We start from the raw sequence: 22,054 nt of genomic DNA on the forward strand, positions 1-22,054 counted from the left end.
AGTGTCAGTTGACGTATAAGCTGCATGACACACAGCCTTCGCGAGCAAGCCCGCTCCCACATTGGATCTCCATCGGACGTTCGGTCATTCATGACCTGAATACCAGCCAACCCCAAATCCCCAGCTACTATTGTGCCCAGCTCCCACTCCTATAAGAGGCTGCGCACATGGGTCTTTCCTCTTTCAAAATCGCTCACAAACTGATCACTGGCGCAGAGGCCATCGAGCAACTGTCCGCCGAGCTGACGCGTCTGGATATCGATAACCCGCTGATCGTCACCGACGCCGCGCTGGTCAAATCCGGCACGGTAGAGCTGGCGCTGGCGCAGCTGGGTGGGCGCAGCTACGAAATCTTCGACCGGGTGCTGCCGGACCCGGAAATCGCCATCGTCGAAGACTGCATGCGGGTCTATCGCGACGGAGGGCATGACGGGCTGATCGGCCTCGGCGGTGGCAGTGCCATCGACATCGCCAAGAGCGTGGCGGCCTACGCCGGTTATCACGGCGCGCTGGAAGACCTGTTCGGTGTCGACCAGGTGCCGCGCAAGGGCCCGCCACTGATTGCCATCCCGACCACGGCCGGCACGGGTTCCGAGGTCACCAACGTGGCGATCCTTTCCGACAAGGTCGCGCAGTTGAAGAAAGGCATCGTCAGCGACTATCTGTTGCCGGACGTGGCATTGGTCAGCCCGCAGATGACCCTGACCTGTCCGCGCAGTGTCACGGCGGCCAGTGGTGTCGATGCGCTGGTGCATGCCATCGAATCCTATCTGTCGGTCAATGCCTCGCCGATTACCGACGCCCTGGCCATCGGTGCAATCAAACTGATCGCCAAGGCATTGCCCAAGGCCTACGCCAACCCGTCCAACCTTCAGGCCCGCGAAGACATGGCCACCGCCAGCCTGATGGCGGGCATGGCATTTGGTAATGCCGGTGTCGGCGCGGTGCATGCTCTGGCGTATCCTCTGGGTGGGCGCTTCAACATTGCCCATGGCGTCAGCAATGCCTTGCTGCTGCCCCATGTCATGACCTGGAACAAGATGGCCTGCGTTGAACGCATGCAGGATATCGCCGAAGCCATGGGCGTAAAGACTGCTCATCTGAGCGCCAATGAAGCGGCCGATAAAGCCGTTGAGGCCATGACCGAGCTGTGCGCGGCCGTGGAAATCCCCCAAGGACTGCGCAGTTTCGGAGTTCCCGAGGATGCCATTGCAGCGATGGCCGTGGAGGCGGCGGGGATCGAGCGCCTGATGCGCAACAATCCGCGCCGGTTGAGTGCTGTCGATATCGAGAAAATCTACCGGGCGGCCTACTGATCATCGCGCTTTCGGTGCGCCGGCCAAAGCATGAGGTATACAATGCGCGCCATCGTGATTCTGCTCAGAAAAGGTGCGTCATGCAGCCCTTCGTAATTGCTCCGTCGATTCTTTCCGCCGACTTCGCCCGCCTGGGTGAAGAAGTGGACAACGTCCTGGCCGCCGGTGCCGACTTCGTGCACTTCGATGTCATGGACAACCACTACGTGCCGAACCTGACCATCGGCCCGATGGTCTGCTCGGCGCTGCGCAAGTACGGCGTGACCGCGCCGATCGACGCGCACCTGATGGTCAGCCCGGTGGACCGCATCGTCGGTGACTTCATCGAAGCGGGCGCGACCTACATCACCTTCCACCCGGAAGCCACCCAGCACATCGACCGCTCCTTGCAACTGATCCGCGAAGGCGGCTGCAAGTCGGGCCTGGTGTTCAACCCGGCGACGCCGCTGGACGTGCTCAAGTACGTGATGGACAAGGTCGACATGATCCTGCTGATGAGCGTCAACCCGGGCTTTGGCGGGCAGAAGTTCATCCCTGGCACCCTCGACAAGCTGCGTGAGGCGCGGGCGCTGATCGACGCTTCGGGTCGTGACATTCGCCTGGAAATCGACGGTGGCGTCAACGTGAACAACATTCGTGAAATCGCGGCGGCCGGCGCTGACACCTTCGTGGCCGGTTCGGCGATCTTCAATGCACCGAACTATCAGGAAGTGATTGAAAAAATGCGTTCCGAACTGGCGCTGGCTCGCCCATGAGTGGCTTTGAGCAGCTGTTCCCGGGATGCCTGCCCAGGCTGGTGATGTTCGATCTGGATGGCACGTTGGTCGACTCGGTCCCGGACCTGGCGGTAGCTGTGGACAAGATGCTGCTCAAACTCGGTCGCGCACCGGCCGGTCTCGATGCGGTGCGTGAATGGGTGGGTAATGGCGCGCCGGTGCTGGTGCGCCGTGCGTTGGCCGGCGGTATCGACCATTCGATGGTCGATGACGCCGAGGCCGACAGTGCGCTGGAGATTTTCATGCAGGCCTATGCCGACAGCCATGGCTTGACCGTGGTCTACCCCGGTGTGCGCGATACCCTGAAATGGCTGCAAAAGCAGGGCGTCGAGATGGCGCTGATCACCAACAAGCCGGAGCGCTTCGTCGCGCCGCTGCTGGATCAGATGAAGATCGGCCGATATTTCAAATGGATCATCGGCGGCGACACCCTGCCACAGAAAAAGCCCGACCCGGCCGCGCTGTTTTTCGTGATGAAAATGGCCAACATCCCGGCCTCGCAATCCTTGTTCGTCGGCGATTCGCGCAGCGATGTGCTGGCGGCGAAAGCGGCGGGGGTCAAGTGCGTGGCCTTGAGCTATGGCTATAACCACGGGCGTCCGATCGCCGAAGAATCGCCTGCGCTGGTGATCGACGATCTGCGCAAGCTAATTCGCGGTTGCCTGGACCCGGCCGCTGAGATAACGTTGGCCGACGCTGTTCAACCCCCTTCTGGAAACGCCATCGTGGTGGTCACTCGCAAACTCTGGATGAAAGTCATCAAGGCCCTTGCCCGCTGGCGTTGGCGCGCCTGACTTGATCCTGGCCGGTCATCCGGCGCGTTTGCATACCTGACTGTTAGAACCTCAAGCCACGAGGCACCTCATGATCCGCGAAGAATTCCTGCGTTTGGCCGCTGCCGGCTACAACCGCATCCCGCTTGCCTGCGAAACCCTGGCCGACTTCGACACGCCGTTGTCGATCTACCTGAAACTGGCCGACGAGCCCAACTCCTATTTGCTGGAGTCCGTGCAGGGCGGCGAGAAGTGGGGCCGTTACTCGATCATCGGGCTGCCGTGCCGCACCGTGCTGCGGGTGCATGACCATCACGTCAGCGTGACCATCGACGGCGTCGAGACGGAAAGCCACGATGTAGAAGACCCACTGGCTTTCGTCGAAGCTTTCAAGGCTCGCTACAACGTGCCGACTATCGCCGGCCTACCGCGCTTCAACGGTGGCCTGGTGGGCTATTTCGGTTATGACTGCGTACGTTATGTGGAAAAGCGCCTGGGCAAGTGCCCGAACCCGGATCCGCTGGGCGTACCGGACATCCTGCTGATGGTGTCCGACGCAGTGGTGGTGTTCGACAACCTCGCCGGCAAGATGCACGCAATCGTCCTGGCCGATCCGGCCCGGGAAGACGCCTTCGAGCAAGGGCGCGCGCGACTGGAGGAGTTGCTGGAAAGACTCCGTCAACCCATCACCCCGCGCCCTGGCCTGGATTTCAGCAAGCAGCAAGCGGCTGATCCGGTGTTCCGCTCCAGCTTCACCCAGGACGACTATGAAAAAGCGGTCGACACCATCAAGGAATACATCCTGGCCGGTGACTGCATGCAGGTCGTGCCGTCCCAGCGCATGTCGATCGACTTCAAGGCCGCACCCATCGATCTGTACCGGGCGTTGCGCTGCTTCAACCCGACGCCGTACATGTACTTCTTCAACTTCGGTGACTTCCACGTCGTCGGCAGTTCGCCGGAAGTGTTGGTGCGGGTAGAGGACAACCTGATCACCGTGCGCCCGATCGCCGGCACACGCCCGCGGGGTGCGAACGAAGAGGCCGATCTGGCACTGGAAAAAGACCTGCTGTCGGATGACAAGGAAATCGCCGAGCACCTGATGCTGATCGACCTGGGTCGTAATGACACCGGTCGGGTATCGGAAATCGGTTCGGTGAAACTCACCGAGAAGATGGTCATCGAGCGTTACTCCAACGTGATGCACATCGTGTCCAACGTCACCGGCCAATTGAAGGCAGGCCTGACGGCGATGGATGCACTGCGGGCGATTCTGCCGGCGGGCACCTTGTCCGGCGCACCGAAAATCCGCGCGATGGAAATCATCGACGAACTGGAACCGGTCAAGCGTGGTGTCTACGGCGGCGCCGTCGGCTACTTCGCCTGGAACGGCAACATGGACACCGCCATTGCGATCCGTACGGCGGTGATCAAGAACGGCGAGCTGCACGTGCAGGCCGGTGGCGGCATCGTCGCCGACTCGGTGCCGGCGCTGGAATGGGAAGAGACCCTGAACAAACGCCGCGCGATGTTCCGTGCGGTGGCCCTGGCCGAACAAACTCCGGACCTGTAGGAGCGAGCTTGCTCGCGATAGCGGTGGGTCAGACAACATCAATGTTGGTTGTGCTGGCCTCTTCGCGAGCAAGCCCGCTCCCACAATGGCTTCACCAGCATAAAAAACGCGGCGCCTGTGAGGGTGCCGCGTTTTTTTTGCCTGCTGTTTGGTGCATCAGAAGTCCAGCGCAACGCCTATGTTTATGCCTTGCTGGGTAAAGTCATCATCCTTGCGCAACGTATACCCGCCACGCAGCGCCAGATCGGCCGTCAACTTGTGGCTGACGCCAAGGCTCAGGCGATTCAAATGGCTCTGCGGCGTATAGCCCTCAAGCCTGAAATCGAGGGAAGGCAGGCTATTGAGGGCAATGTTCACCTTCTGCACGTCATCGTCATATTCGCGCTCGTAGGCATATTCGCCAAACACTTGGGTTTGCGGGGTGATCCGGTATTTACCCTGCAGCCCGGCGCCGAGTCGTTTTGAATCGCGCTTCTGATCATCAAAAGTCAGCGCCGTGGAACGATTGGTGTTTTCCGAGTAACCGTCGACGTCCACTTTCGCGTAATCGGCGCTGATGAACGGCGACAGGTGCCAGTCGCTGCCCGGCTGCGCAATGTCATAACCCAGGCGTGTGCTAAAGGCCCAAAGGTAGCCGTCGGTGTCGCCTTTCTCCGCACCTTCGCCACCGCCCAGATCGAATTTGCGTTTGAGGTTGTCGTAATCCAGCTTGCCACCGGTCAACGCGGCATCGGCCCACCAACGGTTCTGCTGGAACTGGGCGAATACCGTGGCCAGGTAGCTGTTGAGTTTGTAGTCCGAGTCGTTATCGCCTGCCTCCAGATCCTGATGATAGAAGCCCGCCGCCACACCCACGCGCCAGGCTTCATTGAGGCGATAGCTGCCGCCGATGTTCAGGTTGTAGCCGCTGCCATCGGCACTGGCGCCGCTGTCCTGACTGTCGACGTCCAGATGCTGACCGCCGCCGGCGACAATAGCGCGCCATTGGCCAACGGCCTGCCAGTCCTCCCAGTCGGATTGCCATTGGCTGCGCAGTTCATCCTGATGCGCACGTAACGTGGCGTGGGCCATTTCTGGCAGCAGCGTCAGTTCCCAAGGCGCAGCGAGCAAGGAATAGGCGTAATCGGACACCAGCTTTTGCCCGGCCTCGGTCGGATGCACCCCATCGTTGTAAATCAGTTGGCTGGGGTCCGGGTTGGCGCTGTTGATGCCAAAGGTAGCGTTTTCGGTGCAGCCGTCACCGCTGAAGCAAGTCGCCGTCAAATTCTGCCCGGTAGCAAAACCGAATCGCGCCGGATCGGCAACGGTTTCCTGCAGCAACAGGGGAATGTTCAGCGGAATGATTTCGGCATCGATCCCCGCCAGTCGAGTGACCAGTTGTCGGTTGAAGGCCGCGCTCAGTTGCGAAGTAGGCCCCTGCAGAGGGCTGCCATTGATGGCAGGGGTCAATCCCAGGTCGGGCAACAGCCAGACCATGATGTACCGGGCACCGGCCGTTTGCAGTACCTGAACGCTGTTTGCCAGGCGGTCCGCAGCGGCATTCGCCTGGGCGCCGCTTTGCACGCGCCCTTGCAGGAAGTCGTTACCGCCGCCGGAGAGGTAATAGAGTGCGTTCGGATCTGCACGCAAATTATTCGTCGGTAAGTAACCCAGTCGCGCACGTTCACCCGTGGCGGATACGGTGGTGATGGAATCGAGGATCTGATCGGTGCGGTAACCACCGACAGCCCAATTGTTACCATCCGCAAGGCCCTGGGCGGCGCGGGCGGCTGACGTCGAAGCGGCGGTCTGGTCCGCTGAGAATCCAAGCCTGCCTCCAAGCAATTGGGTCGAGTTGGCGGAGTAGGCTTCGCCGCTGCCGTCCTGATAAGTCGGCCCGGTCCGGTTGGTGAAGCGCAGGGTCGAACCGGGAGGTCCGCCCGTGTCGGTAAACTGCCCCGCATCGTTGAGGCTGTCACCGAAGACGATGAAGTTCGAATAAGGATTGGGCGCCGCGATCGCCTGGGCGCAGGCCATGGCGAGCAGGCAACCGGCAAGCGGTGCAAACAGCGTCTGTCTGATCATGAGCAAGTCCGTTTGTTTATTGTTTTAGTGAGTGAAACGACAGTGCCAAAAAACTATAGAGCCTGATGCCATTCGGCGCGAACCTGGCGAATGTTTCACTTGCTTCGATCGCCCCATATTGCACGCTCTGCCCAGCTAAGTTACTGTGCCAAGACGTATAAATGAGACCTTCCCCGTGTTGATCGTCAGCAAACTTCTGGATCAAGTCATCAAGGCACACGCCCGCTGGCGTTGGCGCGCCTGAATCCTTCTGCCGGCCCGGCCGGATCTTTACCGCTTTGCCTTCTTTATTCGTGCCATTGCGCTTTGCTTCGCGATTCCAGCGACCGCCAAAGTGCAGGACGCTGCGGGTAAATCATTCGAAGGCTGTATTAAGTCAGTGAATTTTTGAGGTTCTTAACGCCATGTTGCTGATGATCGATAACTACGACTCTTTTACCTACAACGTTGTGCAGTACCTTGGTGAGCTGGGCTCCCAGGTCAAAGTCGTGCGCAACGATGAACTCACGGTTGCACAGATCGAAGCCCTCAATCCTGAGCGCATCGTCGTCTCTCCCGGTCCTTGCACCCCCACCGAAGCCGGCGTCTCGATTGACGTCATCAAGCACTTCGCCGGCAAACTGCCGATTCTTGGCGTCTGCCTGGGCCATCAATCCATCGGCCAGGCCTTTGGTGGCGATGTGGTGCGCGCGCGCCAGGTCATGCACGGCAAGACCAGCCCGGTGTTCCATGAAGACAAAGGTGTCTTCGCCGGCCTGAACAGGCCGCTGACGGTCACCCGCTATCATTCATTGATCGTCAAGCGCGAAACCCTGCCCGATTGCCTCGAGCTGACCGCCTGGACCCAACTGGAAGACGGCTCGGTCGACGAGATCATGGGCCTGCGTCACAAGACCCTGAACATCGAAGGCGTGCAGTTCCACCCTGAGTCGATCCTCACCGAACAGGGCCACGAGTTGTTCGCCAACTTCCTCAAACAAACCGGCGGCACGCGCTAAGGACTATTCATGAATATCAAGACAGCCCTGGGCCGTATCGTCGATCACCTCGACCTCAGCACTGATGAAATGCGCGACGTGATGCGCGAAATCATGACCGGCCAATGCACGGACGCGCAGATCGGCGCGTTCATGATGGCCATGCGCATGAAGAGCGAAAGCATCGACGAAATCGTCGGTGCCGTGTCGGTCATGCGTGAGCTGGCGGACCAGGTCGAACTCAAGACCCTCGACGGTGTAGTCGATGTGGTGGGCACCGGCGGTGACGGTGCCAACATCTTCAACGTGTCGACCGCGTCGTCCTTCGTGGTCGCGGCGGCCGGTTGCACGGTGGCCAAGCACGGCAACCGCGCGGTCTCGGGTAAAAGCGGCAGTGCCGATTTGCTGGAGGCGGCCGGTATCTACCTGAACCTGACCCCGGTCCAGGTGGCGCGCTGCATCGATAATGTCGGCATCGGCTTCATGTTTGCCCAGACCCATCACAGTGCCATGAAGCACGCCGCCGGCCCGCGCAAGGAACTCGGGTTGCGCACCTTGTTCAACATGCTCGGCCCGCTTACGAATCCGGCCGGTGTGAAACATCAGGTGGTGGGCGTATTCACTCAAGCGCTGTGCCGGCCATTAGCCGAAGTCCTGCAGCGTCTGGGCAGCAAGCATGTGCTGGTGGTCCATTCGAAGGACGGCCTGGACGAATTCAGCCTGGCGGCACCAACCTTTGTCGCGGAACTGAAAAACGACCAGATCACCGAGTATTGGGTCGAGCCGGAAGACCTGGGCATGAAAAGCCAGAGTCTGCATGGCCTGGCGGTGGAAAGCCCGGCTGCATCCCTGGAGCTGATCCGCGATGCCCTGGGCAAGCGCAAGACCGAAAACGGTCAAAAAGCGGCTGAAATGATCATGCTCAATGCCGGTGCCGCGTTGTACGCCGCCGACCATGCGAGCAGTTTGAAAGAGGGTGTTGCCCTGGCGCACGATGCGCTGCACACCGGCCTTGCTCGGGAGAAACTCGAGGAGCTGGGTGCATTTACCGCGGTATTCAAAGTGGAGAATGAGGGATGAGTGTACCGACGGTTCTGGAAAACATTCTGGCGCGCAAGGTTGAAGAAGTTGCCGAGCGTAGCGCTCGTGTCAGCCTCGCCGAGCTGGAAAGTCTGGCCAAGGCGGCCGATGCACCCCGTGGTTTTGCCAAGGCTTTGCTGGCTCAGGCCAAGCTCAAAGAGCCGGCAGTGATTGCTGAAATCAAGAAAGCTTCGCCGAGCAAGGGCGTGATCCGCGAGAACTTCGTTCCCGCCGACATTGCCAGGAGCTACGAGAAGGGCGGCGCGACCTGCCTGTCGGTGCTCACCGATATCGATTACTTCCAGGGCGCCGATCTGTACCTGCAACAAGCCCGCGCGGCGTGCAAACTGCCGGTGATCCGCAAGGACTTCATGATCGATCCGTACCAGATCGTCGAAGCCCGTGCGCTGGGGGCCGACTGCGTGCTGTTGATCGTCGCCGCCCTGGACGACGTGAAAATGGCCGAACTGGCCGCCGTGGCCAAAGGTGTCGGCCTTGATGTGCTGGTGGAAGTCCACGATGGCGATGAGCTGGAGCGGGCGTTGAAAACCCTCGACACTCCGCTGGTGGGTATCAACAACCGCAACCTGCACACCTTCGAGGTCAACCTGGAAACCACCCTCGATCTGTTGCCGCGTATCCCGCGCGATCGTCTGGTGATCACCGAAAGCGGCATTCTCAATCGCGCCGATGTCGAGCTGATGGAAATCAGCGACGTCTACGCGTTCCTGGTTGGCGAGGCGTTCATGCGTGCCGAGAATCCGGGCACTGAACTGCAGCGTCTGTTCTTCCCGGAGCGCGGCATTCCTGTCAGCGGTTCTACCCTCGACTGAAAAGGCATCGCGAGCAAGCTTGCTCCTACAGGAGCGAGCCTGCTCGCGATAGCGGCATAAGAAACACCACAGACTTTTTGTCTTACGGAGTACCTTGTGACCTCACCTGTTTCTCTGACCATCGAAGCCGGCCTGCAAGCCGAACAGGATTTGCTGGCCTCTGTCTGTGCCGGCGACGCCGAGGTTGGCCTGCTGTTCTGGCAGCCAAGCGATCAGGCATTAGTGATGCCGCGCCGCTTGAATCGCTTACCAGGTTTCGAACATGCCTGCGAAGTCTCCGCCGCTGCTGGCTGGCCGGTGCTATTGCGCGATACCGGTGGCGAACCTGTTCCGCAATCGGCCACAACGATCAACATTGCCCTGGTTTACGCGCCGCCGCGCAGCGAAGGGGATCTGAACCGCATCGAGACCGGCTACCGGCGTCTGTGCGATCCGATCTGCCAGTTACTGGATGAGCTGGGCGGCACTTCGTCGCTGGGCGAAATTGACGGTGCGTTCTGTGATGGCCGGTTCAACGTCAACCTGGATGGGCGCAAGATGGTCGGCACCGCCCAGCGCTGGCGCCAGAGTCAGGGTGGTCAGCGTCCAGTCGGGCTGGTTCATGGTGCGATGTTGCTGGATAACGAGCGCGAATCGATGGTAGCGGCGGTCAACCGCTTCAATGAGGCCTGCGGCCTTGAGCAACGGGTGCGCGCCGAAAGCCACATCGCCTTGCATGAGAAGTTCGCAGCAAAGGATGCGCTGGAACGCCTCGATGAACTCTACCGGCGAATGCTGGCGCAGATCTTCAGCGGCTAAGTCTACGAGCCTAGCGCGTACCGAAGACCACCATGGTCTTGCCTTTGACGTCCACCAGGTTGCGCTCTTCCAGATCCTTGAGCACGCGTCCGACCATCTCCCGGGAACAACCGACGATCCGTCCGATTTCCTGACGGGTCACCTTGATCTGCATGCCGTCGGGGTGGGTCATGGCGTCTGGCTGCTTGCACAGTTCAAGCAGGCAACGGGCGACGCGACCGGTGACGTCGAAAAACGCCAGGTCACCCACCTTGCGCGTAGTGTTGCGCAGGCGTTGTGCGATTTGTCCGCTTAATACGTAAAGAATGTCCGGGTCCTGCTGGGACAATTCGCGGAATTTCGCGTAGCTGATTTCCGCCACTTCGCATTCGACCTTGGCCCGCACCCAGGCGCTGCGCTCCTGCTCCAGACCTGCCTGCTCGAACAGACCCAATTCACCGAAAAAATCCCCGGCGTTCAGGTAGGCGATGATCATTTCCCGACCGTCGTCGTCTTCGATCAGGATGGTGACCGAACCCTTGATGATGAAGAACAGCGTTTCCGAGCGGTCGCCGGCGCAAATGATGTTGCTCTTGGCCTGATAGCGACGGCGCTGGCAATGCATCAACAGCTTGTCGAGGTTTTTCATCTTGGGGTTGGGGGCAATAGCAACCATGGTTGTATCCCGAAAAGACTGCACGGTGTGTTGGGTTTTTTATGAATTGCGCACGTTGGGGCATAGCTGGCCATGCGCCAGTGAATTGGCGCCAGCTTACCAGACACTTCCTGCAATATTCGAGATTTTACCTACAGCGTCGCAGGTTATGTCCTAGGACGGCGATCACTGTCAATCAAGGGGCCTGTGCTAAGCTGGCGACCCTTTTTTTAGACAGTGGAGTCTTGGCGATGAAGGCACGCATCCAATGGGCTGGCGAAGCCATGTTCCTCGGCGAATCCGGCAGCGGTCATGTCGTGGTTATGGACGGCCCGCCCGATGCCGGCGGTCGTAACCTGGGTGTCCGGCCGATGGAAATGCTCCTGCTGGGTGTAGGCGGATGCAGCAATTTCGATGTGGTCAGCATTCTCAAGAAATCACGCCAGGCCGTCGAGAGTTGTGAAGCCTTCCTCGAAGCCGAGCGTGCGACCGAAGATCCAAAGGTTTTCACCAGGATCCACATGCATTTTGTGGTCAAGGGCCGTGGCCTGAAGGAAGCGCAGGTCAAGCGCGCCATCGAACTGTCCGCCGAGAAGTATTGCTCGGCGTCGATCATGCTCGGGGCAGCAGGTGTCGAGATTACCCACGACTACGAGATCATCGAGCTGGGTTGAATCGAGATCATAAAAAAGGCGACTACCTCACGGCAGTCGCCTTTTTTGTCTCTGACGCAGCCGGTCAGATCCGATAAGTACTCTTGGTCATGACCTTGGCCATCAAACTCATCCCGAACTTCACCGGCGCCGGAAAGCGGAAACCGCCAGCCTCCAGTGCGCTTTCGGCATGTTGCTCTTCATCGATGCGCATCTGCTCCAGGATCGCCCGGGATTTTTCATCCTCGGCCGGCAGTTGCTCAAGGTGTTCGTTCAAGTGCTTGCACACCTGATCTTCCGTCGCGGCGACAAAACCCAGGCTGACTTTGTCGCTGATCAGGCCTGCAACAGCACCAATCCCGAATGACATGCCATAGAACAGCGGATTGAGAATACTGGTGTGGCTACCCAACTGATGAATGCGTTGCTCGCACCACGCCAGATGGTCGACTTCTTCTTCGGCGGCGTGCTCCATGGCGACGCGCACTTGTGGCAGCCTGGCAGTCAGGGCCTGGCCTTGATACAGCGCTTGGGCGCAGACCTCTCCGGTGTGATTGATGCGCATCAGCCCGGCCACGTGGCGGGTGTCTTCGTCACTCATTTTCGCATCAGGTTGCACGATGGCGGGCGACGGACGGTAAGGCTGGCCGCTGAAGGGCAGCAGGGTACGCATCGCGGCATCGGCTTGCAGCAGAAGGCGATCAATCGGCGAGTAGTGACGTTGGGTAGTCATGCTGACCTCCGGAGGAATCTCGGTGGCCAGTTTAACCCAATCGGCCGGGGAAGGTTTGCGCTGGGACATTGCGACGCAGGCAATATCTGTAGGAACCCGGCTTGCCGGCGAAGGCGATCTCAATCACGCCATCGCCGGCAAGGGAAAATACAAATCAGCCCGGCGGCCAGTGCATCTGACGCTGACCCAGCACATGCATATGAATGTGGTAGACAGTCTGCCCACCTTCTTCATTGCAGTTCATGACAACGCGGAAACCTTTTTCGCAACCCAGTTCCTTGGCCAGGCGTTGGGCGGTAAACAGGATGTGTCCAGCCAGCGCCTTGTCGTCCTCGGTCAGGTCGTTCAAGGTGCGTACCGGCTTTTTCGGGATCACCAGGAAGTGCACCGGTGCCTGTGGCGCGATGTCGTGGAAGGCCAGTACCTGGTCGTCCTCGTAAATGATATTCGCCGGGATTTCCCGGTTGATGATCTTGGTGAACAGAGTATCCACAGCTGTTTTCTCCGTTGTTTGAGCTGGCCTGAGTGTACCCATGGCGGATGCGCCAGCCCAGTGTTTTACCGCAGGGCCATTCAGCGCGGGCAGTGGGCCTTGATGACCATGCCGGTGATTGTGCGGATCAGCCAGCGCGAGCCGAACCGGGGCAGGGTGGCGAACCAGCGGTTGCGCCGCCCGGGAATAATGATTGCGCGATTTTTTTCCAGGGCCCGCACGGTATAGAGCGCGACTTCCTCCGGGCTCATCAGCATTTTACTGTTGGCCAGTTTGTCGTTGTTCAGTTGCGCTGTGCGGAAGAACGCCGTGCGAGTCGGGCCGGGGCATAGCACCGAGACCTTGACCGCGCATTTTTTCAACTCGACGCGCAGGCCTTCGGAAAAGTGCAGCACATAGGCCTTGCTGGCGTAGTAAGTGCTCATCCACGGGCCGGGCTGGAACGCCGCGACCGACGCGACGTTGAGGATCTGCCCGCCACCCTGCAGCGCCATGCTGTTACCGATGGCATGGCACAGGCGAGTGAGCGCCAGAATGTTCACTTCGATCAGGTCCTGCTCGGTCATCCAGTCCTGCGCCAGGAACGGGCCGCAGGTGCCGATGCCGGCGCAGTTGACCAGCAGGTCGATCTGCCGGTCACCTTCTTCCAGCTCCAGCAAAAAGCCGGACAGGCGTAGCGGCTCGCCCAGGTCACAGGCACGGAACAACACCTCCACGCCAAAACGTTGGGTCAGTTCAATCGCAATGCTTTCCAGCTGATCACGCTGTCGGGCCACCAGAATCAGGCTGCGGCCGCGCCGGGCCAGCGCTTCGGCCATCGCCAGGCCGATGCCGCTGGAAGCGCCAGTGATCAGAGCGTAACGGGTCATGCCATTCTCCATCGCAACAGCTCCGCGCCGCGACGCAGGTGTCACGGGCGGGGAGCGCTGTTCATTCTTTCGCAGAGTCTACAGGGGGCGGGGCTTCTTCGGCTGCCTCGGCTGGGGAATTTGCTTCAGGTTCGACGTCGATATCGATTTCCTCGGTGCTCACCGAGCCGCTTTGGTAGCTGCTTTCGAGGCTGTCTTCATACTCTTGCTGGATTGCCGAGATACCACCCAGCATAGCGGCGACGCCAAACAAGCCGATAAACACAATCCACAATGCGCACAGAACCTTGACCGCCGTGCTGTTAGGCGGCGGGGGTGGGCCATAACGATTGGCGCCGGTATTGCCTGGCACGAGCATGATCACCAGCGGGAAAAAACTGCCTATGAACGGAACCAGGTGAAGGAGCCAGAGCCAGCCCGACCAGCCGATATCATGCAAACGCTGAACGCTGAACAGAACGCCGATAACTATGAACGCCAGGAACAGGAAGAAGGCCAGGATGCCGCCGAGGATCAGTCCGGTGGTGGAATTGCCACTGACCAGGCCCAGGCCGATGAGCGCAAACACGCCGACAACGGGCAGGGTGACCAGGCTCAGCACCAAGGTCCATGCCAGAAACCGCAGGCGTCCGATTCGACCTTCAATGCTGAAGGGCTTGAGTGCGGCGAACTCCGGCAGTTTTTCGCCGACGCGGGCCTGTGGAGGCGCATAAGGGGAGTGGGGCTCAGCCGCAGCGGGATGGTCGTGAACATCGGCCAGGTCAAGCTCGATCGAAGGTTCCGTCTCGATCCGGGCATCGATGCCAGTGTTTTTCAGGGCCTGGAGGTAGGTCTGCGCATCCGCCTGGGACAGGTCGCGCTTGAGTGCTACCGGTCGACCATTGAACAGGCGCTCGATGGCGCTGACGTCGCTCTTGAACAGCGTAGCGAGATTGAGTTTGGCGCTGTTGAGATCAACACCCGGCAACAGTGCTCCGTCGAACACGATCTTGTAACGGTTTTCGCTCATTGCCCAGGCATCCTTGTCGCCAGTCATTGGTACGAATAGCCAGCCTCGGCTGGCCCGAATGTTCAGCGCGGCCAGTGTTGGCGCAGCTGCGCTGCTTGTTCCTGCGCCGTGCGGTACTCGGCGTCGAGGCGCGCGACCAGTTGCTCGACGCTCGGCAAGTCATCGATTTCACCCACGCCCTGGCCCGCGGACCACACGGTTTTCCAGGCTTTGGCTTCATCGCTGATGGGTTTGAGCTTGGAGCCGAAATTGACCTCGCCCTTGTTTTGCAGGGCTGCCATGTCGAAACCGGCGGCCTCCAGGCTCTGGCGCATGAAACTTGCCGGTACACCCGACACCGCTGGAGTATGGATGATGTCTGCCGCTCTGGATGTCAGCAGCATCTCTTTGTAGGCATCCGGTGCATGACTTTCGGTGGTGCCGATAAATCGCGTGCCGAAGTAGGCCAGGTCGGCGCCGAGCAATTGCGCGGCGAGAATTTCGTGGCCGTGATTCAGGCACCCGGCCAGCAGTAGGGTCTTGTCGAAGAACTGGCGGATTTCGGCGATCAGCGAGAACGGGCTCCAGGTCCCGGCATGTCCGCCGGCACCCGCAGCGACGGCGATCAGCCCGTCCACCCCCGCCTCAGCGGCTTTCTCCGCATGGCGGCGAGTCGTCACATCATGGAATACCAGGCCGCCGTAGCTGTGGACCGCATCGACCACTTCCTTCACGGCGCCGAGACTGGTGATCACGATCGGCACTTTGTGTTCGATACAGATTTGCAGATCCGCCTGCAATCGCGGGTTGCTGTTGTGAACGATCAGGTTCACCGCGTAGGGCGCGGGATTCTCCAGTTTCGCCAGCCCGGCTTCGATTTCTTCCAGCCAGGCCTTGAAACCGCTGCTCTCGCGCTGGTTCAGCGCCGGGAAGCTGCCGACCACGCCATTGCGGCAGCAGGCGAGCACCAGTTGCGGGTTGGAAATCAGGAACATTGGCGCCGCCACCACGGGCAGACGCAAACGTTGTTCGAGCAGAGCGGGCAGCGACATTGGAAATACCCCGGTAATGGGTGCGTGTTGATTTAAAACGGCCGGACGACGACCAGAATTACGATAGCCAGCAATATCAGGACTGGCACTTCGTTGAACCAGCGATAAAAGACATGGCTGCGGGTGTTCTCGCCACGGGCAAAGCGCTTCACCTGCGCGCCGCACATGTGGTGGTAGCCGATCAACAATACGACCAGGGTCAGTTTGGCGTGTATCCAGCCACCCTGGCTGAAGATGCCTGGATTAAGGTAGATGAGCCAGCCCCCGAAGATCAGCGTGGCGATCATCGAAGGTCCCATGATGCCCCGGTACAGCTTGCGCTCCATGATGCTGAAGCGCTCCTTGCTGACCGCGTCTTCGCTTTGAGCATGGTAGACGAACAGGCGCGGCAGGTAGAACAGGCCGGCAAACCAGCAGACGACGCTGATGATGTGGAAAGCTTTGAGCCACAGATAAAGCATTTTGGTTATTCCCAGGTTCACGGTAGCCCGGATAGTAGAGGGTTGAGGCTCCACACGTCACCTTGCCGGTTGTCGCAGGACGATACGGGCCCTATTATCGACGGCTTTCCAGTGGGTTCGTTGAGGGCAGGTTTATGGTCAAGGTCGGTATCGTCGGCGGCACGGGTTACACCGGTGTCGAACTGTTGCGTCTGTTGGCACAGCATCCGCAAGCTGAAGTGGTGGTGATCACTTCCCGATCCGAGGCTGGCCTGGCCGTGGCCGACATGTATCCGAACCTGCGAGGCCACTACGACGGCCTGGCGTTCAGCGTTCCGGACATCAAGACCCTGGGTGCCTGCGATGTGGTGTTCTTCGCCACGCCGCACGGTGTTGCGCATGCCTTGGCGGGCGAGCTGCTGGCGGCCGGGACCAAGGTCATTGACCTGTCCGCGGACTTCCGTCTGCAAGACGCTGATGAGTGGGCAAAATGGTACGGCCAGCCGCACGGTGCACCGGAGTTGCTGGACGAGGCGGTCTACGGTTTGCCGGAAGTCAATCGTGAACAGATCAGGAAAGCACGCCTGATCGCCGTGCCCGGTTGCTATCCAACCGCCACTCAATTGGGTTTCCTGCCATTGCTTGAAGCGGGCCTGGCCGATGCTTCGCGCCTGATCGCCGACTGCAAGTCCGGCGTCAGCGGTGCCGGTCGTGGCGCTGCCGTAGGCTCGCTGTACTCCGAGACGTCGGAAAGCATGAAGGCTTACGCCGTCAAAGGGCATCGCCACCTGCCGGAAATTCGCCAGGGTCTGCATCGTGCCGCCGGCAAGGACGTTGGCCTGACCTTCGTTCCGCACCTGACGCCAATGATCCGTGGCATTCACTCCACGCTCTACGCAACCGTCGTGGATCGCTCGGTGGATCTGCAGGCGCTGTTTGAAAAACGTTATGCCGACGAACCGTTCGTCGACGTCATGCCTGCCGGCAGCCACCCGGAAACCCGCAGTGTGCGCGGCGCCAACGTCTGCCGTATTGCCGTGCACCGTCCACAGGACGGTGACCTGGTGGTCGTGTTGTCGGTGATCGACAACCTGGTCAAAGGTGCGTCGGGTCAGGCGGTGCAGAACATGAACATCCTGTTTGGCCTGGATGAGCGTCTGGGCCTGTCCCACGCGGGCATGTTGCCTTGAGAGCAGCTACAAGCTTCAAGTTGTAAGCGGAAAGCTTGAGGCTCACAGCTTGAAGCTTGAAGCTTGAAGCTTGAAGCTTGAAGCTTGTCGCTGCTCCTAGAATAGTTGACCGCTTTTCTAGGAGAAGCGGATAATGCGCGTCATCACGCAATATGACGGCGTAACGCCGGGAGATAGTCAGCATGAGCGTCGAATCCTTCACCCCCACGGCTTTGCAATTCACCCACGGTGCCGCGCACAAGGTGAAGAGCCTGGTCGATGAAGAGGGGAATGATCGCTTGAAGCTGCGCGTATTCGTTACGGGCGGCGGTTGTTCAGGTTTTCAGTACGGCTTCACTTTCGATGAAGAAGTGGCCGATGACGACACCATCGTTGAGCGCGAAGGTGTGAGTCTGGTTGTCGATCCGATGAGCTTCCAGTACCTGGCAGGAGCCGAGGTGGATTATCAGGAAGGTCTGGAAGGCTCGCGCTTCGTCATCAAGAACCCGAACGCGACCACCACCTGTGGCTGTGGCTCTTCGTTCTCGATCTGATCAGCGCGTCGGTATCATCAAAACGCCGCATGGCCCTGAGGCCCTGCGGCGTTTTGCTGTGCGTCACTTATGCGGGGTAGATGGCGCCGAGTACACGCAGCCCGCGAGCGCCAGTGACGCTTGGGCGATTGGCCGCGATGCCTTCCAGGCAGCAGTGGGCCAGCCAGGCGAAGGCCATGGCTTCGACCCAGTCCGGGTCTACGCCGTGAGTGGCGGTGCTGCTGACAGTCGCATTCGGTAGCAGGTTGGCCAGGCGCTTCATCAGTGTGGCGTTGTGCGCACCACCGCCGCAGACCAGCAGCTCTTGAGTATCTGCCTGGGCGCTGTGCAGCGATTCGATGATGGTCAATGCCGTCAGTTCCAGCAGCGTTGCCTGTACATCCTCGGCAGCGAAGGTCGGCAGCGCTGCCAGATGGCGGGTCAGCCAGGGCAGGTTGAAGACTTCACGGCCGGTGCTCTTTGGGCCCTTTGTCACGAAGAAGGGGTCGCTGAGCAGTGCCTTCAACAGTGCTGGCTCAATCTTGCCGCTGGCTGCCCATTGGCCATCACGGTCAAAGTTGTCTCCGCGCTGTTGGTGAATCCAGGCGTCCAGCAACACATTGCCCGGGCCGCAGTCGAAACCTGCAACGGGTTTGCCGGGTTCAATCAGGCTGAGGTTGCTGAAACCACCCACGTTGAGCACCGCGCGGTTGCCGGTGCATTCTTCAAAAAGCGCTTCGTGAAAGGCTGGAACCAGTGGTGCGCCTTGCCCGCCGGCGGCGACGTCGCGGCTGCGGAAGTCACTGACCACGGTGATGCCGGTCAGCTCGGTCAGCAGGGCAGGGTTGCCGATTTGCACCGTGAAGCCGCGAGCGGGCTCATGGCGAATGGTCTGGCCGTGACTGCCAATCGCGCGAATGTCTTCGGGTTTGAGCTGCTGTTGGGCGAGGAGGGCGTTAACGCCCTGTGCCGCCAGCTTCACCCAGTTCTGTTGGGCGATGGCGGAGCGGGCAATCTCGTCCGGACCGCTGGCGCACAAGCCAAGCAGCTCGGCGCGCAGGGAGTCGGGCATCGGGATGTAATGTGTTGCAATCAGCCTGATCGCCGGGGCCTGCTCGATCAGCGCTATGTCCAGGCCATCAAGGCTGGTCCCGGACATCACACCTATATAGAGCGCCATGGCCTAGCGCTTGGCCGAAGCCAGCTGGGTGGATTTTTCCTGGTCCATGCGCGCCATCAGTGGCTGGCTCTGCGCCAGGAAACGTGCGCGTTCGGCTTTGGATATAGGGTCGGCCATCGCTACTTTCTGGCCCAGTGGATCGACATGTACGCCATTCACCTGGAATTCGTAGTGCAAATGCGGGCCGGTGGACAGGCCGGTAGTGCCGATGTAGCCGATGACCTGGCCTTGTTTGACGGTGCCGCCAGTCTTGACGCCCTTGGCGAAGCCTTGCATGTGGCCGTACAGCGTGCGGTAGGTATTGCCGTGTTGGATGATCACGGTGTTGCCGTAACCGCCGCGGCGGCCCGCCAGCAATACTTTGCCGTCACCGGCCGCCTTGATTGGCGTGCCGCGCGGTGCTGCGTAGTCGACGCCTTTGTGGGCGCGAATCTTGTTCAGGATCGGGTGCTTGCGGCCCATGGAAAATTTCGAGCTGATGCGGGCGAAGTCCACCGGGGTACGGATGAATGCCTTGCGCATGCTGTTGCCGTCAGCCGTGTAATAGCTGGTGTTGCCTTGCTTGTTGGTGTAGCGCACGGCGGTGTAGGTCTTGCCGCGGTTGGTGAAGCGGGCGGACAGGATCGGGCCGTTACCGACCGCTTTGCCGTTGACCACTTTCTGTTCATAGATCACATCGAACTGGTCACCCTGGCGAATATCCTGGGCAAAGTCGACGTCATAGCCAAACACGCTGGCCATGTCCATGGTCAGGCTGTGCGACAGGCCAGCACGGGCAGCGGACTGGGACAGCGAGCTGTTGATCACGCCATGCACGTACGCTGAGCGCACGGTGGGCTTGGCGGTCACGCGGTTGAAGCTGTAGCCCTTGTCGTTCTTGGTCAGAGTGATGGTCTCGAGGTCGCTGACCTGGCTGTGCAGGCTGGCCAGTTGCCCATCAGGACCCAGTTCGAATTCGAGTTTCTGCCCATGCTTGAGCTGGCTGAATTGCTTGGCCTGTTTGCTGCTGGCCAGCAGGTCATGTACCGAAGGGGCTGGAAGGCCGACTTTCTCGAACAGCGTGGAGAGCGTATCGCCTTTGGTGACGATCACTTCCCTGTGAGTGGGCGCCTTCTTTTCTTCGGCAACCGGTGCAGGGGTGGGTGCAGGGACTACTGGTGCAGGTGCGGCTTGAGCGGTTTCCTGGGGTTCCTGCGCACTGTCTTCGATCTGCGCAAATGGAGACTCGACCGCCTCATTTGTGGCCTGGACGGCTTCTGCAGCGTCTTGTTCCTGTGTCAGTTGTTCAGCAGGGCTTTCCAGTTCAAGACTCAGGGTTGTCTTTTTGGCTTCGACATCACTGGAAGGAAATACCAGAAGCGCCAGGCTCAGAAGGGCGGCAATGCCACTCGCTGCGAGCAGGTGGGTCTTCGGGTAAAGCGGTGGCGCTTTAGACGATTCTTTGGTCATAGGTAGTGTTTTGACTTTGAAAAAGATGAATTGGAAAAGATGAATGACATGATAAAGATGAAATAACTGTATAAAATATAACCAAATCATCCCTTAAGCAAGTCCGCAGACGCTCTGTCAGCGGATTGGCGTCATTGCGCCGGCCAAACTTTGTATTTGCCGCGCGATCTTGTATGGTTGATCCCCTTTGAATTCGAGCCTTGCGGGTCTGTTATGAAGTCGGTTGAAGAGCAGCTAGCGCTGATTAAACGTGGTGCGGAAGAACTGTTGGTCGAGTCCGAGCTGATCGAAAAGCTCAAGCGTGGCCAGCCGCTGCGGATCAAGGCAGGCTTCGACCCGACTGCCCCTGATTTGCACCTGGGGCACACCGTGCTGATCAACAAGCTGCGCCAGTTCCAGGAGCTTGGTCACCAAGTGATCTTCCTGATTGGCGACTTCACCGGGATGATCGGCGATCCAAGCGGCAAGAGCGCAACGCGTCCTCCGCTGACCCGCGAGCAGGTGCTCGAAAATGCCGAGACCTACAAGACCCAGGTTTTCAAGATTCTCGACCCGGCCAAGACCGAGGTGGCGTTCAACTCCACCTGGATGGATCAGATGGGCCCGGCCGACTTCATTCGCCTGACTTCGCAATACACCGTGGCTCGCATGCTCGAGCGCGATGACTTCGATAAGCGCTACACGACCAACCAGCCGATCGCCATTCACGAGTTCCTGTATCCGTTGGTACAAGGCTACGACTCGGTGGCCTTGCGTGCGGACGTCGAGCTCGGCGGTACCGACCAGAAGTTCAACCTGTTGATGGGGCGTGAGCTGCAGCGTGGTTACGGCCAGGAAGCCCAGTGCATTCTGACCATGCCATTGCTCGAAGGCCTGGACGGCGTGAAGAAGATGTCCAAGTCCCTGGGCAACTACGTTGGTATCCAGGAAGCACCAGGTGTGATGTACAGCAAGCTGGTCTCCATCCCGGATGCACTGATGTGGCGTTACTTCGAACTGCTCAGCTTCCGCTCCATGGATGAGATCAATGCGTTCCGTGCCGATGTCGAGGCGGGTGCCAATCCGCGTGACATCAAGATCAAGCTGGCTGAAGAGATCGTTGCCCGTTTCCATGGTGAGGAGGCTGCGGCCAATGCTCATCGCGCGGCAGGCAACCGCATGAAGGATGGCGAGCTGCCGGACGATCTGCCTGAGATCGAATTGACGGCTGCCGAAGACATGCCGATCGCGGCTGTCCTTAATAAGGCAGGCTTGGTGAAGAACTCGGCTGTGGCCCGTGATCTGCTCGGTTCTGGTGGTGTGCGTATCGATGGCGAGGTGGTTGATCGCTCCTTTATATACGTACTGGGTGTGACCCACGTTTGCCAGGCCGGCAAGAAGGCATTTGCGCGTATTACGCTCAAGTCCGAATAAACCTGAAACAAAAGGTTGACGGCGAATTCCAGAGGCCTATAATTCGCCCCACTTCCGGCGCAGTCGAAACGGAAAACTCCTTGGTAAACAATGAGTTACATAGTTTTGACAGCGGATTGCTTCAGTTCATCGAAGCCAAAAGGAAGTTGAAAAAGAGGTGTTGACAGCAGCGTGTAACGCTGTAGAATTCGCCTCCCGCTGACGAGAGATCTGAAGCGCAAGTGGTTGAAGTTGTTAAGGATTCCTTGAAAACTTCTG

22 protein-coding genes are annotated in these 22,054 nt (G+C 59.6%); 12 read left to right on the forward strand and 10 right to left on the reverse strand.

Annotated features, from left to right (window positions below):
• The first annotated feature begins 167 nt into the window (after positions 1-167).
• The 4 genes from SOP85_RS24100 (at position 168) to trpE (ending at position 4,438) form a co-directional block, all read left to right on the forward strand.
• Positions 168-1,316 (forward strand): iron-containing alcohol dehydrogenase, encoded by a 1,149-nt coding sequence (locus SOP85_RS24100; RefSeq protein ID WP_274077986.1) that lies wholly within the window; start codon positions 168-170, stop codon positions 1,314-1,316.
• 80 nt (positions 1,317-1,396) lie between these two features.
• Positions 1,397-2,071, forward strand: a complete 675-nt coding sequence (gene rpe, locus SOP85_RS24105; protein WP_033044299.1) for a ribulose-phosphate 3-epimerase — start codon at positions 1,397-1,399, stop codon at positions 2,069-2,071.
• The gene (locus tag SOP85_RS24110) at positions 2,068-2,886 is read left to right on the forward strand and encodes a phosphoglycolate phosphatase (protein WP_274077987.1); all 819 of its coding nucleotides are present in this window, start codon (positions 2,068-2,070) and stop codon (positions 2,884-2,886) included. The genes rpe and SOP85_RS24110 overlap by 4 nt, the downstream gene beginning before the upstream one ends.
• A gap of 70 nt (positions 2,887-2,956) precedes the next feature.
• Positions 2,957-4,438, forward strand: coding sequence for an anthranilate synthase component I (trpE, locus tag SOP85_RS24115; RefSeq protein ID WP_323628440.1), 1,482 nt, complete (start codon positions 2,957-2,959; stop codon positions 4,436-4,438).
• A 156-nt stretch (positions 4,439-4,594) separates the two neighbouring features.
• Here trpE and estP read toward each other — a convergent pair whose 3' ends face one another.
• Positions 4,595-6,502 carry an esterase EstP gene (estP, locus tag SOP85_RS24120; RefSeq protein ID WP_323628441.1) on the reverse strand — a complete coding sequence of 636 codons (1,908 nt, stop codon included), beginning with the start codon at positions 6,500-6,502 and terminating at the stop codon, positions 4,595-4,597.
• A 404-nt stretch (positions 6,503-6,906) separates the two neighbouring features.
• Here estP and SOP85_RS24125 point away from each other — a divergent pair, with 404 nt between their 5' ends.
• From SOP85_RS24125 to SOP85_RS24140, 4 genes are all read left to right on the forward strand, one after another.
• On the forward strand, positions 6,907-7,500 hold the full coding sequence (locus SOP85_RS24125) for an aminodeoxychorismate/anthranilate synthase component II (protein WP_274077990.1): 594 nt from the start codon (positions 6,907-6,909) through the stop codon (positions 7,498-7,500).
• A gap of 9 nt (positions 7,501-7,509) precedes the next feature.
• Entirely contained in the window at positions 7,510-8,559 is a 1,050-nt protein-coding gene (gene trpD, locus SOP85_RS24130) for an anthranilate phosphoribosyltransferase (RefSeq protein ID WP_323628442.1), read from the forward strand.
• Positions 8,556-9,392, forward strand: a complete 837-nt coding sequence (gene trpC, locus SOP85_RS24135; RefSeq protein WP_274077992.1) for an indole-3-glycerol phosphate synthase TrpC — start codon at positions 8,556-8,558, stop codon at positions 9,390-9,392. Before trpD ends, trpC begins: the two co-directional genes overlap by 4 nt.
• Before the next feature lie 96 nt (positions 9,393-9,488).
• Positions 9,489-10,190 carry a lipoate--protein ligase family protein gene (locus SOP85_RS24140; protein WP_274077993.1) on the forward strand — a complete coding sequence of 234 codons (702 nt, stop codon included), beginning with the start codon at positions 9,489-9,491 and terminating at the stop codon, positions 10,188-10,190.
• 10 nt (positions 10,191-10,200) lie between these two features.
• Here SOP85_RS24140 and crp read toward each other — a convergent pair whose 3' ends face one another.
• Positions 10,201-10,845 (reverse strand): cAMP-activated global transcriptional regulator CRP, encoded by a 645-nt coding sequence (crp, locus tag SOP85_RS24145; protein WP_274077994.1) that lies wholly within the window; start codon positions 10,843-10,845, stop codon positions 10,201-10,203.
• Between the two features lie 230 nt (positions 10,846-11,075).
• Between crp and SOP85_RS24150 the strand changes: the two genes are divergently transcribed.
• Complete coding sequence (locus SOP85_RS24150; RefSeq protein ID WP_015097046.1) at positions 11,076-11,498, forward strand: OsmC family protein; 423 nt, start codon at positions 11,076-11,078, stop codon at positions 11,496-11,498.
• Between the two features lie 64 nt (positions 11,499-11,562).
• On the opposite strand, the gene coq7 is transcribed toward SOP85_RS24150, so the two are convergent.
• From coq7 to hemJ, 6 genes are all read right to left on the reverse strand, one after another.
• Positions 11,563-12,210 carry a 2-polyprenyl-3-methyl-6-methoxy-1,4-benzoquinone monooxygenase gene (gene coq7 / locus SOP85_RS24155; protein WP_274077996.1) on the reverse strand — a complete coding sequence of 216 codons (648 nt, stop codon included), beginning with the start codon at positions 12,208-12,210 and terminating at the stop codon, positions 11,563-11,565.
• A 154-nt stretch (positions 12,211-12,364) separates the two neighbouring features.
• Positions 12,365-12,703, reverse strand: coding sequence for a histidine triad nucleotide-binding protein (locus tag SOP85_RS24160; RefSeq protein ID WP_274077997.1), 339 nt, complete (start codon positions 12,701-12,703; stop codon positions 12,365-12,367).
• Between the two features lie 80 nt (positions 12,704-12,783).
• Positions 12,784-13,572, reverse strand: a complete 789-nt coding sequence (locus tag SOP85_RS24165; protein ID WP_274077998.1) for an SDR family NAD(P)-dependent oxidoreductase — start codon at positions 13,570-13,572, stop codon at positions 12,784-12,786.
• 61 nt (positions 13,573-13,633) lie between these two features.
• The gene (locus SOP85_RS24170; protein WP_323628444.1) at positions 13,634-14,581 is read right to left on the reverse strand and encodes a DUF805 domain-containing protein; all 948 of its coding nucleotides are present in this window, start codon (positions 14,579-14,581) and stop codon (positions 13,634-13,636) included.
• A gap of 62 nt (positions 14,582-14,643) precedes the next feature.
• On the reverse strand, positions 14,644-15,612 hold the full coding sequence (locus SOP85_RS24175) for an NAD(P)H-dependent flavin oxidoreductase (RefSeq protein WP_274078000.1): 969 nt from the start codon (positions 15,610-15,612) through the stop codon (positions 14,644-14,646).
• A gap of 32 nt (positions 15,613-15,644) precedes the next feature.
• The gene (gene hemJ / locus SOP85_RS24180; protein ID WP_323628445.1) at positions 15,645-16,073 is read right to left on the reverse strand and encodes a protoporphyrinogen oxidase HemJ; all 429 of its coding nucleotides are present in this window, start codon (positions 16,071-16,073) and stop codon (positions 15,645-15,647) included.
• A gap of 134 nt (positions 16,074-16,207) precedes the next feature.
• Between hemJ and argC the strand changes: the two genes are divergently transcribed.
• Both argC and erpA read left to right on the forward strand, forming a co-directional pair.
• The gene (gene argC, locus SOP85_RS24185) at positions 16,208-17,242 is read left to right on the forward strand and encodes an N-acetyl-gamma-glutamyl-phosphate reductase (RefSeq protein ID WP_323628446.1); all 1,035 of its coding nucleotides are present in this window, start codon (positions 16,208-16,210) and stop codon (positions 17,240-17,242) included.
• Between the two features lie 182 nt (positions 17,243-17,424).
• Complete coding sequence (gene erpA, locus SOP85_RS24190; protein ID WP_007906865.1) at positions 17,425-17,775, forward strand: iron-sulfur cluster insertion protein ErpA; 351 nt, start codon at positions 17,425-17,427, stop codon at positions 17,773-17,775.
• 67 nt (positions 17,776-17,842) lie between these two features.
• Here the strand turns inward: erpA and SOP85_RS24195 are convergent, their stop codons facing one another.
• Positions 17,843-18,934 carry an anhydro-N-acetylmuramic acid kinase gene (locus SOP85_RS24195; protein WP_323628447.1) on the reverse strand — a complete coding sequence of 364 codons (1,092 nt, stop codon included), beginning with the start codon at positions 18,932-18,934 and terminating at the stop codon, positions 17,843-17,845.
• 3 nt (positions 18,935-18,937) lie between these two features.
• A complete protein-coding gene (locus SOP85_RS24200) occupies positions 18,938-20,383 on the reverse strand; it encodes a peptidoglycan DD-metalloendopeptidase family protein (RefSeq protein ID WP_274078004.1) in 1,446 nt (481 codons plus the stop codon).
• A 213-nt stretch (positions 20,384-20,596) separates the two neighbouring features.
• Here SOP85_RS24200 and tyrS point away from each other — a divergent pair, with 213 nt between their 5' ends.
• Positions 20,597-21,796: a tyrosine--tRNA ligase gene (tyrS, locus tag SOP85_RS24205; protein ID WP_323628449.1), complete on the forward strand. Its 1,200-nt coding sequence runs from the start codon at positions 20,597-20,599 to the stop codon at positions 21,794-21,796.
• The last annotated feature ends 258 nt before the right edge of the window (positions 21,797-22,054 follow it).

This window comes from Pseudomonas sp. YuFO20 (assembly GCF_035064975.1).
Lineage (GTDB): Bacteria > Pseudomonadota > Gammaproteobacteria > Pseudomonadales > Pseudomonadaceae > Aquipseudomonas > Aquipseudomonas putida_AE.

Bases quoted from the DNA above. Each gene is read 5' to 3' on its own strand.
- SOP85_RS24100 (WP_274077986.1), top strand. From the start codon at position 168: ATGGGTCTTTCCTCTTTCAAAATCGCTCACAAACTGATCACTGGCGCA.
- rpe (WP_033044299.1), top strand. From the start codon at position 1,397: ATGCAGCCCTTCGTAATTGCTCCGTCGATTCTTTCCGCCGACTTCGCC.
- SOP85_RS24110 (WP_274077987.1), top strand. From the start codon at position 2,068: ATGAGTGGCTTTGAGCAGCTGTTCCCGGGATGCCTGCCCAGGCTGGTG.
- trpE (WP_323628440.1), top strand. From the start codon at position 2,957: ATGATCCGCGAAGAATTCCTGCGTTTGGCCGCTGCCGGCTACAACCGC.
- estP (WP_323628441.1), bottom strand. From the start codon at position 6,502: ATGATCAGACAGACGCTGTTTGCACCGCTTGCCGGTTGCCTGCTCGCC.
- SOP85_RS24125 (WP_274077990.1), top strand. From the start codon at position 6,907: ATGTTGCTGATGATCGATAACTACGACTCTTTTACCTACAACGTTGTG.
- trpD (WP_323628442.1), top strand. From the start codon at position 7,510: ATGAATATCAAGACAGCCCTGGGCCGTATCGTCGATCACCTCGACCTC.
- trpC (WP_274077992.1), top strand. From the start codon at position 8,556: ATGAGTGTACCGACGGTTCTGGAAAACATTCTGGCGCGCAAGGTTGAA.
- crp (WP_274077994.1), bottom strand. From the start codon at position 10,845: ATGGTTGCTATTGCCCCCAACCCCAAGATGAAAAACCTCGACAAGCTG.
- SOP85_RS24150 (WP_015097046.1), top strand. From the start codon at position 11,076: ATGAAGGCACGCATCCAATGGGCTGGCGAAGCCATGTTCCTCGGCGAA.
- coq7 (WP_274077996.1), bottom strand. From the start codon at position 12,210: ATGACTACCCAACGTCACTACTCGCCGATTGATCGCCTTCTGCTGCAA.
- SOP85_RS24165 (WP_274077998.1), bottom strand. From the start codon at position 13,572: ATGACCCGTTACGCTCTGATCACTGGCGCTTCCAGCGGCATCGGCCTG.
- SOP85_RS24170 (WP_323628444.1), bottom strand. From the start codon at position 14,581: ATGAGCGAAAACCGTTACAAGATCGTGTTCGACGGAGCACTGTTGCCG.
- SOP85_RS24175 (WP_274078000.1), bottom strand. From the start codon at position 15,612: ATGTCGCTGCCCGCTCTGCTCGAACAACGTTTGCGTCTGCCCGTGGTG.
- hemJ (WP_323628445.1), bottom strand. From the start codon at position 16,073: ATGCTTTATCTGTGGCTCAAAGCTTTCCACATCATCAGCGTCGTCTGC.
- argC (WP_323628446.1), top strand. From the start codon at position 16,208: ATGGTCAAGGTCGGTATCGTCGGCGGCACGGGTTACACCGGTGTCGAA.
- erpA (WP_007906865.1), top strand. From the start codon at position 17,425: ATGAGCGTCGAATCCTTCACCCCCACGGCTTTGCAATTCACCCACGGT.
- SOP85_RS24195 (WP_323628447.1), bottom strand. From the start codon at position 18,934: ATGGCGCTCTATATAGGTGTGATGTCCGGGACCAGCCTTGATGGCCTG.
- SOP85_RS24200 (WP_274078004.1), bottom strand. From the start codon at position 20,383: ATGACCAAAGAATCGTCTAAAGCGCCACCGCTTTACCCGAAGACCCAC.
- tyrS (WP_323628449.1), top strand. From the start codon at position 20,597: ATGAAGTCGGTTGAAGAGCAGCTAGCGCTGATTAAACGTGGTGCGGAA.